The sequence below is a fragment of the Testudinibacter crocodili genome (genome assembly GCF_006228025.1).
Classification (GTDB): Bacteria; Pseudomonadota; Gammaproteobacteria; order Enterobacterales; family Pasteurellaceae; genus Chelonobacter.
This window is the reverse complement of record NZ_VDHF01000018.1, coordinates 1-17670: the sequence shown is the minus strand read 5'-3', so window position 1 is coordinate 17670 and position 17670 is coordinate 1. Positions and strand designations below refer to the sequence as shown.

At 46.0% G+C, this 17670-nt stretch carries 17 protein-coding genes; 8 read left to right on the top strand and 9 right to left on the bottom strand.

What is annotated here, in order from left to right:
• Window positions 1-73: 73 nt before the first annotated feature.
• The 8 genes from FHQ23_RS01870 (at window position 74) to FHQ23_RS01835 (ending at window position 7295) form a co-directional block, all read left to right on the top strand.
• Complete coding sequence (locus FHQ23_RS01870; protein WP_139612813.1) at window positions 74-1072, top strand: Fic family protein; 999 nt, start codon at window positions 74-76, stop codon at window positions 1070-1072.
• 2 nt (window positions 1073-1074) lie between these two features.
• Window positions 1075-1632 (top strand): anthranilate synthase component II, encoded by a 558-nt coding sequence (locus FHQ23_RS01865; protein ID WP_139612812.1) that lies wholly within the window; start codon window positions 1075-1077, stop codon window positions 1630-1632.
• A 15-nt stretch (window positions 1633-1647) separates the two neighbouring features.
• Window positions 1648-2616, top strand: coding sequence for a virulence factor BrkB family protein (locus FHQ23_RS01860; protein WP_139612811.1), 969 nt, complete (start codon window positions 1648-1650; stop codon window positions 2614-2616).
• Window positions 2591-3025, top strand: a complete 435-nt coding sequence (gene dtd / locus FHQ23_RS01855) for a D-aminoacyl-tRNA deacylase (RefSeq protein ID WP_139612810.1) — start codon at window positions 2591-2593, stop codon at window positions 3023-3025. The genes FHQ23_RS01860 and dtd overlap by 26 nt, the downstream gene beginning before the upstream one ends.
• Before the next feature lie 30 nt (window positions 3026-3055).
• A complete protein-coding gene (locus tag FHQ23_RS01850) occupies window positions 3056-3766 on the top strand; it encodes an SIMPL domain-containing protein (RefSeq protein WP_139612809.1) in 711 nt (236 codons plus the stop codon).
• A gap of 62 nt (window positions 3767-3828) precedes the next feature.
• Window positions 3829-4437 carry a peptidylprolyl isomerase gene (slyD, locus tag FHQ23_RS01845; RefSeq protein ID WP_139612808.1) on the top strand — a complete coding sequence of 203 codons (609 nt, stop codon included), beginning with the start codon at window positions 3829-3831 and terminating at the stop codon, window positions 4435-4437.
• A gap of 177 nt (window positions 4438-4614) precedes the next feature.
• Window positions 4615-5604 (top strand): alpha/beta hydrolase, encoded by a 990-nt coding sequence (locus FHQ23_RS01840; protein WP_139612807.1) that lies wholly within the window; start codon window positions 4615-4617, stop codon window positions 5602-5604.
• 23 nt (window positions 5605-5627) lie between these two features.
• Complete coding sequence (locus FHQ23_RS01835) at window positions 5628-7295, top strand: mucoidy inhibitor MuiA family protein (RefSeq protein WP_139612806.1); 1668 nt, start codon at window positions 5628-5630, stop codon at window positions 7293-7295.
• An 88-nt stretch (window positions 7296-7383) separates the two neighbouring features.
• Here the strand turns inward: FHQ23_RS01835 and FHQ23_RS01830 are convergent, their stop codons facing one another.
• From FHQ23_RS01830 to ltnD, 9 genes are all read right to left on the bottom strand, one after another.
• Window positions 7384-9195, bottom strand: a complete 1812-nt coding sequence (locus FHQ23_RS01830) for an alpha/beta hydrolase (protein ID WP_139612805.1) — start codon at window positions 9193-9195, stop codon at window positions 7384-7386.
• Between the two features lie 30 nt (window positions 9196-9225).
• Window positions 9226-9903 (bottom strand): cyclase family protein, encoded by a 678-nt coding sequence (locus FHQ23_RS01825; protein WP_139612804.1) that lies wholly within the window; start codon window positions 9901-9903, stop codon window positions 9226-9228.
• 3 nt (window positions 9904-9906) lie between these two features.
• Window positions 9907-11316 carry an alpha/beta hydrolase-fold protein gene (locus FHQ23_RS01820; protein WP_139612803.1) on the bottom strand — a complete coding sequence of 470 codons (1410 nt, stop codon included), beginning with the start codon at window positions 11314-11316 and terminating at the stop codon, window positions 9907-9909.
• Between the two features lie 83 nt (window positions 11317-11399).
• Window positions 11400-12872: a GntT/GntP/DsdX family permease gene (locus FHQ23_RS01815; RefSeq protein ID WP_139612802.1), complete on the bottom strand. Its 1473-nt coding sequence runs from the start codon at window positions 12870-12872 to the stop codon at window positions 11400-11402.
• Window positions 12873-12883: 11 nt separating this feature from the next.
• Window positions 12884-13831, bottom strand: coding sequence for a D-erythronate dehydrogenase (gene denD, locus FHQ23_RS01810; protein ID WP_139612801.1), 948 nt, complete (start codon window positions 13829-13831; stop codon window positions 12884-12886).
• Between the two features lie 20 nt (window positions 13832-13851).
• Window positions 13852-14628 carry a 2-oxo-tetronate isomerase gene (otnI, locus tag FHQ23_RS01805; RefSeq protein ID WP_139612800.1) on the bottom strand — a complete coding sequence of 259 codons (777 nt, stop codon included), beginning with the start codon at window positions 14626-14628 and terminating at the stop codon, window positions 13852-13854.
• 1 nt (window position 14629) lies between these two features.
• The gene (otnC, locus tag FHQ23_RS01800) at window positions 14630-15262 is read right to left on the bottom strand and encodes a 3-oxo-tetronate 4-phosphate decarboxylase (RefSeq protein WP_139612799.1); all 633 of its coding nucleotides are present in this window, start codon (window positions 15260-15262) and stop codon (window positions 14630-14632) included.
• A complete protein-coding gene (otnK, locus tag FHQ23_RS01795; RefSeq protein ID WP_139612798.1) occupies window positions 15259-16584 on the bottom strand; it encodes a 3-oxo-tetronate kinase in 1326 nt (441 codons plus the stop codon). The genes otnC and otnK overlap by 4 nt, the downstream gene beginning before the upstream one ends.
• Window positions 16585-16586: 2 nt before the next feature.
• Complete coding sequence (gene ltnD, locus FHQ23_RS01790) at window positions 16587-17486, bottom strand: L-threonate dehydrogenase (protein WP_139612797.1); 900 nt, start codon at window positions 17484-17486, stop codon at window positions 16587-16589.
• Between the last annotated feature and the right edge of the window lie 184 nt (window positions 17487-17670).

Below are 17670 nucleotides of genomic sequence, written 5' to 3'. Positions count from 1 at the left end.
ATTTATGGATAAAATGGTGCTGCCAAAACACAAATCGAAGATAAAATTAAACAACAGACCCTAAGGATATCGGATGCCCTACTCTCCGCCATTTCAGTTAACCCACAAAATGATAAGCCTAGTGGCATCTATTTCTGAATTACTGGGACGCTGGTCAGCGGGCAATCCTAACGGCTTAGTACCGATACTACGCCGAGAAAATCGCATCAGAACGATACAAGCTTCCCTGGCCGTTGAGCATAACACGCTAACCTTAGAACAAGTAACTGCGGTAATCGAAGGGAAAACTGTGCTAGGCACTGCAAAAGAAATTCAGGAAGTACACAATGCTTTCGCGGCTTATGAAGCCATACCACACTGGCAACCCTATCGTGCAGAGGATTTATTAGAAGCGCACCGTATGTTAATGTATGGACTGATTACTGATGCCGGCCAATGGCGTAACCAGGGTGTCGGTATTTATCGTGGTGAAAAATTGGTACATATGGCGCCACCGGTGACTCAAGTCCCTCGCTTAATGGCGCAGCTCTTAGCGTGGCTTGCCAATACCGATGCCCACCCGCTCATTGCATCCACTGCCTTCCATTATGAATTGGAGTTTATCCATCCGTTTAGCGATGGCAACGGACGCATCGGGCGTTTATGGCAAACCCTTATTTTAAGCCGTTGGCATCCATTATTGGCTTATTTACCGGTTGAAACTATGATTAAGCATCATCAACCAGAATATTATCGCCTTCTCAATCAAGCGGATCTTACAGCGGATTGTTCGACATTTATTGAATTTTTACTGGATACATTGCAATCTGCACTACAACAAGCGATTCTCACCGAAGCAATACCGATGAAAACGCAGGAAAAAACGCCGGTAGAAACGCAGGTAAAAACGCCTGAAAAAATTCTTCTATTATTGCAACAGAATCCCAACCTAACCCTATCCGAAGTCGCCAAGCAGATTAACCGCTCATCAAGTGCGGTCGAACGTGCGGTAGCCAAACTAAAACAGCAAGGCAAACTCACCTTTCACGGTGCCAAAAAAAACGGGGCTTGGGAAGTGAAAACAAAAGGATAAGCATGCTACTGATCATCAACAACCATGACTCTTTCACCTATAATCTGGTCGATTTGCTGCGGCGGATTGAGGGACTGGAGATGCAGGTGTGTGATACCGAAAACGTGGATTTAGACGCAGTGGTGGCATTTAGCCATCTGTTGATTTCGCCTGGGCCGGATGTGCCGTCGGCATATCCGCAATTATTTGAAGTTTTACACCGCTATCATCAGCAAAAATCGATACTTGGGGTGTGCTTGGGACATCAGACCCTATGTCAGTTTTTTGGTGGCGAGTTGTACAATTTGGCGCAGATTCGGCATGGGCGAAGTGCGGTATTGCGGCAAACTGACGACAGCTTACTGTTTAAAAACCTGCCACAATCCTTTAAGATAGGGCTTTACCATTCGTGGGCAATTAAAAATTTGCCGCCATGCCTGCAAGCAACGGCTGTCGATCAAGACGGCACGTTGCTGGCGATGCAGCACCGCACTTTGCCGATTTTTGGGGTGCAATTTCACCCTGAATCCTTTATCACTGAACACGGGGAGCAGATGTTGCGCAACTGGCTGGCAAGCTGACACAAGGATCAAATAATGATACGTTTTTTTTCACAACTATTGATTTTTCTCAAACTATTTTGGCACCGTTTTAATGAAAACAAACTGAATATGGCGGCGGGCTATTTGACCTACAGCACCATGCTGGCGCTAGTGCCGTTGATGATGGTGGTGTTGGCGATTTTTGCTGCCTTTCCGGTGTTTAACGAAGTCAGCGGGCAAATACAAAGTCTGATTTTTGACAATTTTGCACCGGAAACCGGTGGCGTGCTGCAACAATATTTAAACGAATTTGTCGCCAACTCGAAAAAAATGAGCGGTATCGGCGTGATCGGTTTGATCGTGGTAGCGTTGATGTTGATCTCTTCCATCGACCGCACGTTGAATGATATTTGGCCGAACACCAATTCGCGCACGCCGTTGTTTTCTTTTGCAATATATTGGATGATTTTAACCCTTGGCCCGCTGTTCCTCGCGGTCAGTCTGATTGTCAGTTCTTACATTTTTTCTATTCAATTTTTTAGCCATCAAACGGTGATGTCTTTCGGCACCAAATTGCTCAGTCTGGTACCGTTTATCTTGACTTGGCTCGCCTTTACCCTGATTTATACCGTGGTACCGAACACCAAAGTTAATCTGCGTTATGCGATGATCGGTGCGTTGGTTGCCGCCATCTTTTTTACTCTTGGCAAAAAAGGATTCACTTGGTACATGACTGCCTTTCCGTCTTACCAACTGATTTATGGCGCCTTAGCGACGCTGCCGATTCTGCTGCTGTGGATTCAATTGAGTTGGACTTTTGTGTTACTGGGGGCGCAATTGACAGCAGTGCTGGAAGATTTCCATTTGGTCCACACCGGGCAATTGGACTTGCATAAAGAGTCGCAAAATAAACAACAAAAACTATCCGAAGAGTTGCAACGTTTAACACAAAAAATTGCTACGCAAACTGCACCTGATAACGGAGAACAACAAAAAAATGATCGCATTGATTCAAAGAGTTAAACAAGCTTCAGTCAGCATTGAAGGACAAACCGTTGGTGAGATAAAGTGCGGTTTGCTGGTGCTGCTCGGCGTGGAAAAAGACGACAATAGCGAAAAAGCCAAACGCTTATTGGATAAAGTATTGGCTTATCGAGTGTTTGCCGATCAAGACGGCAAAATGAATTTAAATGTCAAGCAAGCGAACGGAAGCGTGTTAGTGGTGTCTCAGTTTACATTGGCAGCGGATACCAACAAAGGCTTGCGCCCCAGTTTTTCCAACGATGCATCGCCACAGCTGGCGGAACAGCTGTATGATTATTTCAGTCAACAGTGTAGCCAGCAGATCAACACCGCATGCGGAAGATTTGCTGCAGAGATGCAAGTCAGCTTAATCAATGACGGTCCGGTGACGTTTTGGCTGCAGGTTTAACAATATGCTATTTTTATTAAGGAAATCAATATGAAAAGAGTTAAAGGGTTTATCACTTCCGGCATTTTATTGCTGGTCAGCGCGCTGCCGGCACAAGCTGCTGAATCGACCAAGCCAGAACAACAGGTCAGTTTTTCAGTGCAAGTGTCACGCCAAGTAGAACGCGATATGATGCAAGTGGTGCTTTATGCCCAGCAATCCGGTAAAACCTTAAAAGAGGTCAGTCCGATTGTCACTCAAAAACTCAATCTCGCAGTTGAAGAAGCCAAAAAACGCCAAATTCAAACAGGCATGACCAACCGTCGTACCAATATCAGTTATGATAAACAAGGTAAAGCGAGCGGTTGGATTGATTACGGCGAAATTACCTTAGAGAGCCAAGACTTTACCGCACTTTCCGATCTGATTGCCAGCGTCAGCGAGCAATTGGCGGTACAAAATATCCGCTTTACGCTTTCAGACCAGAAAAAACAGAGCTTGGAAAAACAGATGACTGAAGAGGCATTGCAGGCATTTAAACAAAAAGCCGAACTGATCAGCCAAAATCTACAAACAAAGGGTTACCAAATTGCTAATCTGGATCTAGGCAGTCCGAGCGATCTAGGGGTAGACAGCCAACCGGTTTATTATGAACGCAAAGCGGTTTTCTCTTCCTCCGAAGCACCGAGCATGCAGGTGGAAAGCGGTTTAGCCGACTTGAAAATTCAGCTGAATGCCACCATTTATCTGAAAAATGACTAATTCATAGCAGGATTTGTTATAATCCTGCTTTCTATCCATAAAAAATTAAGGCGGAGTTGCCGATGAAAGTAGCAAAAAATGTAGTGGTCAGTATCGCATATCAAGTTCGTACTGAAGATGGTGTGTTAGTAGACGAAGCCCCGGTCAACCAACCGTTGGAATATTTGCAAGGGTACAATAATCTGGTTATCGGCTTGGAAAATGCCATCGAAGGGCGTGAAGTCGGCGAAAAATTTGAGGTGCGGGTCAAACCGGAAGAGGGCTACGGCGAGTATAACGACAACATGGTGCAACGTGTACCGAAAGACGTCTTTGTCGGCGTAGATGATTTGGAAGTCGGCATGCGCTTTATCGCCGACACAGACATCGGTCCGTTGCCGGTGGTGATCACTGAAGTGGGCGACGAGCATGTGGTGGTGGACGGCAATCATATGTTAGCCGGACAAGAGCTGCTGTTTAACGTAGAAATCGTGGCGACCCGTGAAGCAACACTGGAAGAGATTTCCCACGGTCATATCCACGCTGAAGGCGGCGGTTGCTGCGGTGGTCACGACAGTGATGAACAAGGGCACGGCTGCGGCTGCGGACACAACCATGGCCACGATCATCACGGACACGATCACCACCACCACGGTCACGAAGGGTGCTGTGGCGGTAAACACAAGCACTAATCTGCTTGCTGTATCTCATCGTAAACAGAAAGATAGCTACGGCTATCTTTTTGCATGTTGGGCACGCTAATATGCCAATGAAGCACGTATCTCTGTTCGCTACCGCACTTTATGTTAAAAGTGCGGTCAAAGTAATGATAAATTATATAATTCAAGTTTTAAGCAGGAGAATTTTTTATGCAACGACATCGACCACAGTGGGCAAAATGGCTTAGCATCACATTATTAACGCTACCATTTGCGCTGGCTGCCAACCTCACGCCGCCCCTGCCACAAAGCACCCTGATTGAAATCGCAGCAGAAAAACCGTTGGTCAATCAATGGCAGGACATCACCTATGCGCAACCGAAAGCCATGGGATACCCGCTGAATCTTAAAATGGACATTTTGCAACCACAAAGTGATACCAAACTGCCTGCCGTGCTGTTCGTCACCGGTGGCGGTTTTCTGATGTCGCCGAAAGCTAATTACATTCAACAGCGCTTGGCGATTGCTGAAGCCGGTTATGTGGTCGCCAGCATTGAATATCGCCATATTCCGCAAGGTAAATTCCCAGAACCCTTGCTGGACGTGAAATCGGCAGTGCGCTATTTGCGCGCCCATGCCGATGAATTTGGTATTGATAAAGATAAGATTGCGATTATGGGTGAGTCCGCCGGGGGATATTTTGCCGCATTAGCCGCCGCCACCAATGGTGATCGCCAATTTGATGTGGGCGAAAATCTGGATCAAAGCAGCACTGTGCAAGCTGCGATTGATCTGTACGGCTTATCTGATCTAAGCCAAATCGGCGCCGATTATTCGCCGGAAATACAAGCTATGCATGCTGGCGATAATGTCTCAGAGGCCTTGATGTTAAACGGAATACCGCCGTTTGCCAGTGGTGGTGCCGTCAGCGCCAACCCAGAGCTGGCAGCACAAGCCAACCCGATTAGCCATATTTCTTCCAATACGCCACCGTTTTTATTAATGCATGGCGATGCTGATATGCTGGTCTCACCCAGCCAAACTGAAATATTGTTTAACGCCTTAACAGAAAAAGGGATTTCAGCACAACGTTATGTGATTAAAAATGCAGATCATGCCGGTGTTTACTGGGCGCAGCCGCAAGTGATCAAGTTGATCATTGATTTTTTGAATCAACAATTTAAAAATACAGCCAAATAATCTTAGGGCACAGCGAGGCGGATATGAACATAAAAAACTTAAGTGGTTTGCAAAAAACCGCACTTGGTATCTCAACATTTTGCTTTTCAAGCATTTTCTTTTCAACCATGGGATTCTCTGTATCAGCCAAAGCAGAAATTAAACAGATTGAATCACAAATTAACCAAGTGACGTTATACCAACAACAAGCCAAAATCGAACGCCACGCTGAAATTGAATTAAGTAAGGGACAGCATGAACTGGTGTTTTCCGCCTTACCACTGCAATTGGACGAAGCGTCATTACAATTTAATGCCAGCGGCAGCAGCCCCTTAACCGTGCTTTCGATCGACAGCGAACGACACCCTGCCGAGCAGCACAGCGGCAGTGTATTACGCGATTTACAGCAACAAATCACTGCCCAGCAAGCCACCGTGCAACAACATCAAGATAAATTAGCAGAGTTGGACAACCAGTTTAATTTGCTACAATTGTTGCAGCAATCTCGCCTAAACAGTGACACTCAACAGAGCTTTGAAGATTTCGCTCGCCTACAGCAATTTTCTCGAACCAGCTACACCCAATTGAGTGCCGAAAAACGCGCCACCCAAACGGAGCTGGAAGCGCAACAACAAAAACTGGCGCAGTTGGAGCAGAACTACCAGCGTTTAGGCGGCGAGCAACAAAATATGCAGCGCTTGGTTCGTGTACAAATTCAGGCAGCAGCCGACGGCAAACAACAACTGAGTTTAGCCTATAATATTTTTAATGCCAGTTGGCAACCGCAATATCAGTTAAATTATAACAGCAAAAACAACCAATTAGATTTACAATATGGCGCAAAAATTCAACAAAATAGCGGAGAGGATTGGTCAAATGTCAAACTGATCCTGTCAAGCGCACACCAGATTGAAGTCGGCAACGTACCTGAAATTTCACCTTGGCTAATCGACTTCTACCAACCGCAACCGCTTGCCATCCCTCAAGCTGCCAAAGATAAGAAATTGAGCCTGCAAGGATTAGATCAGGCAGAAACGGCTATACAAGCAGAGCTGACTATGGCTGCTGCCCCGCAAACCGCTAAAGTGGAAAGCGGGATTGTTGCTTCCAGTTTCACCCTTCCCAGTGCGGTCAGTATTGCCAGCCAGCAAGGTAACCAAAGTGTGATCATTGCCAGTACAAGTCAAGAAGCGAAAGCGGAATATGCGTTTTATCCAGAATTTCAGGATAACATTCTCATCACCGTCAGTGGGCAAAACCAACAGGATTACCCGTTATTAGGCGGCGCATTACGTACCTCTTATAACGGCAGAATCGTCGGCTCCGGTTACCTGCCAACCCTATTGCCCGGCGAAGCGTTTAAGCAGTTAATCGGCGAAGATCAAACCATCAGCGTCAAAGCAGAACCAGTAAAACGCACCCAAGAAAGTGGCGGCTTGATCAACAAAACCAACAAAATACGCCTTGAAACGGGCTACACCCTGCAAAACAACCGCGCTGAAAGCGTTGATGTAGTGGTTTATGACCGCCTACCACAAGCTGTCAACCAAGCGATTAAAGTGAATATCTTAGCGCCAGACAGCAAAACCGCCACCATCGACGACAATGGCCGCTATCAACAAAAAATCACCCTCGCCCCAAACAGCAAGCAAACCATCAACAAGATCTTCACGCTGGAATATCCACAAGATCAAATACTGAGTGGGTTGTGAAATTATAAAAGTGCGGTCAGTTAATACAAAATAGCAGGTTGGCAAATGGTAACTAAATCAAACCTATTGCCAACCTTGGTTATGCTGATTAAGCCAAAAACCGTCCGATTACCTGCCCACCAACCAGAATCCAAGTCATCAGTAACGAGGTGAAAAATACCCCGAAATACAGATAGCCGGTTTTGAGGTAGCACCAATTATTGATCAACAATAATACAATGAATTGCGGAATAATTACCGCTAACATCATCATCCAACGTCCGCCAAATTGCGGTAGCCCGATGAGATCAAAACCGGGACCGATTTGCATAAAATTCGGTATAAAATGGAATAGCCACAAGATACATAAGCCACCAACAGCGGCGAAGACCACTTTTAATGTCCAGATTACCAGGGTAGATACCGCACTTTTCGCAAGCGGTTGTTTCATCTGTACGGTTAAAATCAAGCCGTTATAGATAAAAAAGAAGGCGAGAATCGGCAACCAATACACCAGAAACAGATTAAATCGCTCTGGGGTCAACGGTTTTAAAAACGGCCATAAAAACCGAAGTTCAGTCCCCCAATACCAATGGGCAAAACCGGCAAGTATATACAGCCAGCCGATTAAAACAACACTCAACGCTAAAAATCGCAGGATAATATTAGCAGTGGATAACTTATGCTGCTGACTGAAAATTCCGAATTCTACCAAGGAGATCTGCGGTGCGGTTTTTTTCCAAACAAGGAAAAAAATCAGATTTAGCACTGCACTGACCGCCAGCCAAGTAATAATACCGTTGCCCATTTCCAGCGGCATAAAAGCAAGATGAGCGGCAATCGGTTCATTGGCGCCACCCCATTGGGTCAACAGCGGATAAAGCACAAGCGTGGTCACGATATTAAGAATCGCAAAGCGCCACCATGTTTTGGTGCTGATTGCCGTTTTGGTGGTAACCGGCTGCGTAGCTGCACTAAAATACGGCGTTTGAAGCAAAGCATTAGCAACAAACAGGCTGGAGATCATTGCAAAGAAAAGTGCAAACAATCCGGCAACCTCCTTATACCAGTAAGTTTGCTGCGTTGGATCGATCCAGTGGCTTTTATCGCCGTTTTGCAATGCCGTATTGAACCATTCTATCGCCCGCTGATTGCTCTCTTTGGCGATCATCACGCCCAAATGTGTGCCTTCAACCAGATCTGCTCGTCTTGCCGAACCGTCAGCAAAATTGCCGTAGGTATAGCCCCACTTCAACGTTTCGCTTTCAGGCAAAGAGAATGCCAATAATCGAGTTGAATTATGGACTAACTCTTTCACCGGAAAACTTCTTTCGCGATAACCACCAATCTCCTCATATAATCCCTGCGTCAACAGATAGTTATGAATTTCCGGATCACCGCCATTGCTGCTTAAACCGTTGACCGCTTTATGATCGGGATTGAGTTTGGCGACCCGAATCGCATTCAGCGCGCCGGTTGAATGACCAAAAATGCCCAGCCTGTGTTGATCAACAAACGGCAGGGATTTTAAATATTGGTAGCCGTTGTTCGAGCCGCTCATATTTTTATTGCTGGTAGGTAACGTGGTTGAATAACCGTGCCCAAATTGATCGATCGCCAACACAACAAAACCCCGTTTTGCCAACTCCAACGCCCCAAAGGTGCTGGTTGCTTCTTTATCACTTTGATAGCCATGCAATGCCAAAAGACCCGGTGCCGGATTTTCAGCGGTTGCCGTAAGAGGACGATAAAGCTTTGCCGTCATTGGCTGCATCTCTTCGGTCATAATCTGAATTTGTCGCACATCGATACGACCGAAATCCCGCTCGATCAATGACGCCAAATAGGCAAAAACCAGCGTCAATATCGCAAACAGGATTGCGCCTAAAAACGAAGGACGGCTGGCATATCTATTTTTCATACGTTTCTCCTTACTAATTTAAGGTATAAGCTAAGTTGTAGTTTCAGCCAGCACCGTAACTTGCGCGCTATCTATCCCTTTTACCAGTAACGGCAGTGCAAAAATGCGCTGCAACTGCGGTGCATCAAGTTCAGCCAATTTCATATCTTCGATAATGCAAATGAAGTTTTCACTGAACATACCGAGCATAATCTGGTGTGCTTTCACACCATGCTCTGGATTCGCCGGAGAGGCGAGCGAGATAAAATCAAAACCGATCGCTTTCAGATTCGGGGCGTAGTCAATCAAATATTGTGCGGCATTAATACTGACTGCGCAGCCTTGCGCAGCATATTGCTGCGGTTGTTCAGACCGCACTTTTTCCAAGCCGGTACGAATTAGCAAACAGTCTGCTTGTTGAATTTGCAATAGAAAAGAGGCGAGATCCTCAACTTCAATGAGGCTGGCTTTTGCTTTTGGAATATCAAGCAGCAGCGGTTTCTGATAAATAAACTGTGCTAACGGCAGCTCCGAAATGGTTTTTCCGTTCGGATTGAAGTGATTGGGCGCATCAAAATGGGTGCCGAAATGGTTGAACAGATGGATTTTTGCACTGTTATACACCGCACCTTGCTGTGTGTCACTACACTTTTCGATACTCAGGGTTGGCTCACCGGGAAAGCCGGGATCATTGATATCCAGCGGATAAGAAAGCAGTTGATATGGCATAAATTACTCCTTTGTTTGCTTGAGAGTGCGTGTTTGTTGCAGTAACCAACGCTGTGCAGCCGGGCTATTGAATACGGCATCCCAGGTGTTGTGTGGATTATTATTGACAATGCCGTTATCTCCCGCCTGATCAAAACTGAATTCAGTGTATTTTACGGTAGGATTTTTCAGTTGCTGGCTGAGGATTTGGTAATTAATTCGCGAGCCGGCAACCGGCGAAACTTTGTCTTCTTTGCTGTGGAAAAACCAGATCGGCATATCGGCAAGCGCTGCAAGATTGTTGGCGCTGGCATTACCGTCAAGCCACTCTATGCTGTAGGCTTCACGCCCACTCATCAGTAATGCCGCGGCGAAAAAGTGCGGTCTGTCCAACAACAAATAAAGCGCACCTTCGGCACCACGCGATAAACCGACCAGATAAATCCGTGCCGGATCAATCTGTGGATGTTGTTGCAGCGTTTTATCAATCATCGTCAGCAACAACGCTCGACGATTTTCCGTCTGCCAATGAATACCGCCGCTCTGCCCTTGCTTCACATCATCAAAGGGATCAAACACGCTGCTATATTGTGGCGCAAGCACAAAGCCTTCTTCATATTGCAAAGTCGAAATAGCCCCTTGGCTGGAGAGTAATTGTGCGACATTGTCCTGCCCCAACTGCCCGGAACCATGCAGGAAAATGGTCAGTGGATACTGCTGCGCCACCGCACTTTGATGCTTGGCGTTATCAGGGGAAAAGTGCGGTTTATACAATTGATAATGCAATGTGTTTTTGGGATCGTTTAGAGAAACGTGATCCGCTGTAAACTGATCAAACCACAGATTATGCCTATTCTTCGCCTCCGCCGTTATGCTAATATTTTGTGGCGCAACGGTTTTGCCGTCGCTTAATTTAAGCAGCCCTTGCTGGGAGATATGGTATTGCAAGCGCTGTTGATAAAATTCAGGCACGCGGTTGCTTTGCACGATGTCTCGCTGAATAATTTCACCTTGTTCATTTTTGGCACGAAACGAGATCGGCTCACTATTTTCGGTTCTCAATGAATATAAATCAGCATTGTCATCTTCTTTATTCAGCTCCAAAATCAGGTAGTGACCTGATTTGGCTTGTGGAGATAAAGTCGGTTTATCCATGCCGTAGCTTCGAAGAATTTGGCGCTCGCCTTGTGCTTTTCCGTCCAACACCACTTCAATTTGATAACGCTTTTCCAACCCTTCGCCATTGAATAACTCATCTTCATATTCCAAGGCAAGCGCCGAGACTTTTTGCCCTTTGGCGGTTAATTCGGTGATCAGTTTGGCACTGATAATTTTTGATGGCTGCGGTTCGTCGGGAATCGTGGTGGCATCATTAGCCAATAACTGTGGTGACAATGTCAGGGAAAACAAAATGGCAAAATAGGATTTAAACATAATCGTGTCCTTTTGTTTGCGATCTTTTGCAGAAATTTTTATTGAAGAAGGGCAATAAAGTTTCATTGCCCTGTAGGAGAAAATTACAGCTTTTTATTTTGCAATTGAACGTAAACCAAAATAGCAGCCAGCACGCCCAACGGGAACACGAGGTCAAATACCGAGCCGTCTTGTCCCCAAACTAAGTTGGATAAAATCACGGCAGTTCCGCCAATAGCCCAAGCAATAGTGGTAGGAATCGACCAGACAATCATCTGTTTTTTCACATCGTTGATGCCCATCATACGATTAACCACCCAGAACAGGCTGTCATTGAAGTAACCGAAAAACAACGACCCCATGGTGGCGGCTTGCGCGGCAAGCAACATATTGACTCCTGGTATTTCAGCTAAAATTGGCGCTGAAATGGAGGCTGCGGTAATCATGGCGACCGTACCCGAACCTTGAATAAAACGGACTAAGGTTGAAACAATAAACGGAATCAGAATCGGCGAAATCGGTAAATTAGCCACTTGTTCCGCTAATTGTTGACCTGCGCCACTATCCCTTAATACTGCACCCAATGCGCCACCAGCACCGGTAACCAGCAAAATAATCCCTGCGGTTTTCACCCCTTCTTCCAAGTGAAGTGCGGTGCTATGTTTATCTGCATTGGGTAATAACGCATAGATTGAGACCAATACGCTCAGGGCTAAGGCGATAATCGGACTGCCGACAAAGGCGATGATTTGGTAAATGGTCGAATCTAAAATCCAAGCAAATTGATCCTGTTTTGCGATTAAATCGACTATCGCTTTGATAAAAATCAATGCAATAGGCAACACAATCGGCAACATGGAAATACCCAAGCCCGGCAGATTTTTCTTCTCTCTGCTTTCAATATAGCTGTCGTATTTTTCTTTTAATTCTTCATCGGTAAAAACTTGTTGATTAAAATCAGGATATTTTTTATCTAACCATTTAGCATAAAGCACAATACCGATGACCGCAGGAACTGCAAATACCATACCCACCAATAACATTGCACCAATATCAACGCCAAACAATCCGGCAACCCCTAACGGCCCCGGCGTTGGCGGTACAGTATGGTGGGTGACTACTAAACCACCTGCCAAGGCAACCCCAAGCGTCAACAGTGAACGTTTACCGTTTTTTGCCAAGGCTTTGGCGACCGGGTATAAAATAACAAAAGCAGAATCGACAAAAATCGGAATACTGACCACATAACCTGTGATTGCCAGCGCCCATTCTTCTTTTTTCTTGCCTAAAAATTTGATAAAGCTGTATGCCATTTTTTCAGCAGCGCCGGACACTTCTAAAATGCTACCCATCATCACGCCGAGACCAATTACGATCCCGATACTGCCGAGCGTGCCGCCAAACCCTTTGGAAATGACCGCCAGCGTTTCGGTAGCATTTAATCCGCCGACAATCCCGGCAATAGCCGATGCGATCAGCATCGCGATAAAAGCATGAACACGAGTTTTTAACACTAAATAAACCAGTACAGCAACGGCAACAATTAAGCCGATAATCGGAATCGGTAATCCAAACATAGGGCTATCTCCTATAAGTCATGCTGAATAAATTGATGGATAACATCGCTAAAGTTGTTATCGACATAAAAGCCTAGTTTTGCCGCTTGACTGCAATCAATACGCGCAGGCCAACTGGCGACAATATCATTAATTTTTTTATCAAATTGGAACTCAATTTTTTCTAAAACAGCCTCTCCTTTGATCGTGGCAAGATCGTGCAACATAGATTCAACACTGACGGTAAAACCCGGTAGATTAATGACATGCCAATCTCGTGAGGTCAATGACGGTAGTATCAGGGCATGAATAAAATTGCGGATTACGGTGTTCGGGCTTGAGATCCATAACAGTAATTCCTTTGCTACCGGACAAACGGACTGTTCACCATTCAGCGGTTCGCGGATAATGCCGCTAACAAAAGAAGAAGCCGCTTTATTTGGTTTTCCTGGACGAATACAGATCGTCGGCAAACGTACTGCAATTCCGTCAACAAAACCTTTACGGCTGTAATCGTTAATTAACAGTTCACACATGGATTTCTGCGTGCCGTAAGTGGATTGTGGGGTTACCGCTGTGCTATTGCTGATCACCTCAGGTAAATTACCGCCGTAAACCGCTAAGGAGCTGGAGAAGATAAAGCGGATTTTTGGATTGGCTCTACGGCAGGCTTCCAACAGATTTTTGGTCGCTAAGAAATTGATTTCATAGCCTAAATCCGGATCTTCTTCAGCATGGCTGCTAACGATCGCTGCCAAGTGAAAAACCGCACTTGTGTCTGGGCTAATCACCTCGTTTAAGCCGTCAGGATGGCGCAGATCCATTTTAATACTACGAACACGACTGTCATTATTCGGAATAACAGGTTCATTCACATCCACCAAGATCAATTCTTGAATATCAATATCACGTTGTTGTAATAGCGTTTTGGCAAGGCGCTGCCCTAAAAAACCTTGGCCACCGGTAATAACTATTTTCATGCTGCTATCCTCGTTTTGAATTATTTATATTGCTCAAACCATTTCAAGCCATCTTCGGTGTTGCCTCTCGGGTTATATTCACAACCAACCCAGCCGTCGTAGCCGATTTCGTCTAGTTTGGCGAAGATATGTTGGTAGTTGATTTCGCCTTCGTCAGGTTCGTGGCGCTCAGGCACAGAAGCGATTTGCACATGGGCAAATTTGCCGTTTAGGGTATCGGTCAGGCGGGATAAATTACCATCGACATTTTGGGCGTGGAAATAGTCGAGCTGTACGAACACATTGTCGCGATCAATCAAATCCACCAGTTCTAACGTTTGAAATTGGCTGGCGGTGAGGTAGTTCGGTTTGACTTGTGGGCTGAGCGCTTCCAACAAGATTTTAATACCGTGCGGTTTAAATTTATCGGCGGCATAGCGTACGTTGTCGATAAAAGTTTGTTTATATTTAGCATAATTTTCCCCCGGCGGCACGACACCGGACATAATATGCACATTCGGACAATTAAGCGCCAGCGCATACTCCAATGCCAGATCAATATCACGGTGGCTGTCGGCTTCGCGTCCCGGAATCGCAGACACCCCCCATTCACCGGCTTGCACATTGCCCGGCGCTGTATTGAACAGCACTTGTTGCAAGCCATTTTGTTGCAGTTTGGCTTTTAACTGCTCTTTTGGATAGTCATAGGGAAAAAGATATTCCACATACTTGAAGCCGGCTTTTGCCGCCGCTTCGAAACGATCGAGAAACGGTAGTTCGGTAAACATCATGGATAAATTTGCAGCAAACTTAGGCATCTTATTTTCCTCTATTTTTCAAATCATTGACTTCATCATCGGTGAGATAACGTACGTTTTGTCCTTTTAGCAGGAACAGCAATTTGGCGGTTTCCTCTAATTCTTCGGTGTTGTCCACTGCATCGAATAAATCTTCGCCACACACCACCACGCCATGATTAGCAAGCAGGAATGCCTTGCCGTCCAACGCCCGTTCACTCAGTTCACGGGCAATATCTGGCGAGCCGGGGCGGTAATAAGGAATCACTGGTAGTTTGCCGACCCTCATCACATAGTAGGGCGTGAACGCCTTGATGGCATTGCTTGGATCCAGATTGTCCAAACAGGAAAGTGCGGTCAGATAGGTGGAATGCAGATGCACAATCGCGTTGCATTGCGGGTTGCGTTGATACATTGCCAAGTGGAACACCGACTCTTTTGACGGTTTTTTGCCTTCCAGCAACTTGCCGTCACTATCCAACACCGACAAATCTTCCGCCTTCAAGCGCCCTAACGACGAACCGGTCGGGGTAACCAAAAAGCGGTTGCCGCTCAGACGCAGCGAAATATTGCCGGCACCGCCAACGCTGTAACCCCGTTCAAACAATGAACGGGCTAAGTTGACCAGATCGATTTTTTGTTGCTGTTCACTCATACAAACATCTCCTGTGCATCGCTAAAGAACAACTCTTTGCCGAAGTTGCCGGATTTGAGCGCTAGAAAAGTCGCTTCATCGAGGGCTTTCAGCCACGGCACGCCCGGCGCAATTTGCTTGCCGATTTGGAAGCCGTCAAAGCCTAATTTCTGCACCACAATACTGGAAGTTTCTCCCCCAGCAGTGATGAAGTTTTTCACACCGTACTGCTTTAATTTTTGGGCTAATTCGGCGAAAGTTTGCTCAATCGCATGACTGGCAGTCTCACCACCGAATTTGGCTTGGATCGCTTTCAACTGTTCTGGCGCAACCGTGGCGTATACCATCGGTGCAAATTCACCGTTCAGATTTTCAATCACCCATTGATACAGCTCTTCGGCATAATTTGGGTTATTCAGGCTCTGTTCGACGTCCAATAATTTATGCGCGGCTTTGGTTTTATAGGCTTCCACTTGCTTGTTGGTCATCACCGAGCAAGAACCGGAGAGAATCACACTTTTGGCTTTGTTGGGTAAAAGTGCGGTTTTTTCAGCCTGTGCCGTGTTGTTTTTATTTTTGTACGCCGCCATATACGCCGCTAGACCAGAACCACCGGTCACCAGTTTGAAATCGTCAATGGCTTCAGCTAAGACCGCTAATTGTGAATTATCCACAGCGTCAACCACCGCATAGCGGTAGCCCTGTTGTTTTAATTGCTCAAAACAGCCTTTGACATGATCGGCGCCTTGAATCACATCAGAATATGCCACCAAACCGGTTTTACCACACGCTTGCGCATCCATCAGACGCATCAGATTGGCGTCTTTCATCGGCGTAATCGGGTGGTTTTGCATCCCTGATTCGTTGAGTAACGTTTGACCGACAAACAGATAGCCGTTGAAAATGGTTCTGCCGTTAATCGGCAATGCTGGGGTGATCACGGTGAAATCATCGTTGAGTTGATCCAACAGCGCATCGGTCACCGGACCGATATTGCCGTTGGTAGTGCTGTCGAAAGTGGAACAATATTTAAAATAGAACTGGCTGCAACCGCTCTTTTGTAACCATGCTAAAGCTTGCAGCGACTGCTGTACCGCTTCCTCAACCGGATTGGAACGGGATTTGAGGCTGATCACCACCGCATCGACCGCACTTTGCAACGTAGTACTTTGCGACGTAGTACTTTGCGACGTAGTACTTTGCGACGTAGTACTTTGCGACGTAGTACTTTGTAATGCACGATTCGGCACGCCATTCATTTGCACCGTACGCAAGCCGTTTTCGACCAAGAAACTGGCGATGTCGCTTGCCCCGGTAAAATCATCTGCAATTACGCCCAACATTATTATTTCTCCTCTTTTTGTGGCAAGGTAATGCCGCTAAAAATTTTGATCACCGCACTGTCGTCCTCTTTGCCGTAGCCTGCGTTGCTGGCAGAGGTGAACATATTAAAAGCGGTGCTGGCAAGCGGTAGCGGAAAGTGCAGCGATTTGGCAGTGTCCGTTACCAAGCCCAAATCTTTGACGAAGATATCGACCTGAGACAGCGGGGTGTAGTCGCCGTCCACCACGTGTTTCATACGGTTTTCAAACATCCACGAATTGCCGGCGGCATTGGTCACCACGTCATACATCAAATTCAGCGGAATGCCGGCGCGAGCCGCCAGCGCCATCGCTTCCGCACCGGCGGCAATGTGCACCCCTGCCAGCAATTGATGAATAATTTTCACCGTTGCGCCCAAGCCGATTTCTTCACCGATGTTATATACTTTACCTGCAACCGCACTTAGCACCGGTTGCAGCTTTTCAAAGGCTTCGCTCGAACCGGCAGCCATCACCGTCATGTCGCCTTGTGCCGCTTTTGCTGCGCCACCGGAGACCGGCGCATCAAGCATTATTAAGCCTAATGCTGTTAATTTTTGTGAAATTTCTTTGGCATCTTGTGCGGAAATGGTGGATGACACCATCACTGCGGTGCCGGGTTTTAATTTTGCCGCCAACCCATTTTCACCGAATAAAATCCCTTTCACCTGATTAGCATTAACCACCAACAGCAATACGGCGTCCAGTTTCTCAGCAAAACCATCGGCATTCGGCGCGACATCTTTTGCCCCGTATTGTTTCAGCTTATCTAATAAAACGGGATTTAAATCAATTCCATAAGTGTCAAGCTTAGCCTTAATACAAGAAAGTGCTGCGCCCATTCCCATTGCGCCGAGACCGACGACTGCGACTGAATAACTCATAAAAAAATCTCCATTTAGATTGAAAATCAACTCAGATAACTCTGCATTTTGTCAGTGCATAATGCCTGAATTGAAAAGATAAAACTGCGAGTTTGATCACAAATATTCACAATATATGTTATTTATTGTTAAATTTAGCGCTGTTTAAAATCAATATTTGAGTTATTTACATATAAAGTGTTAT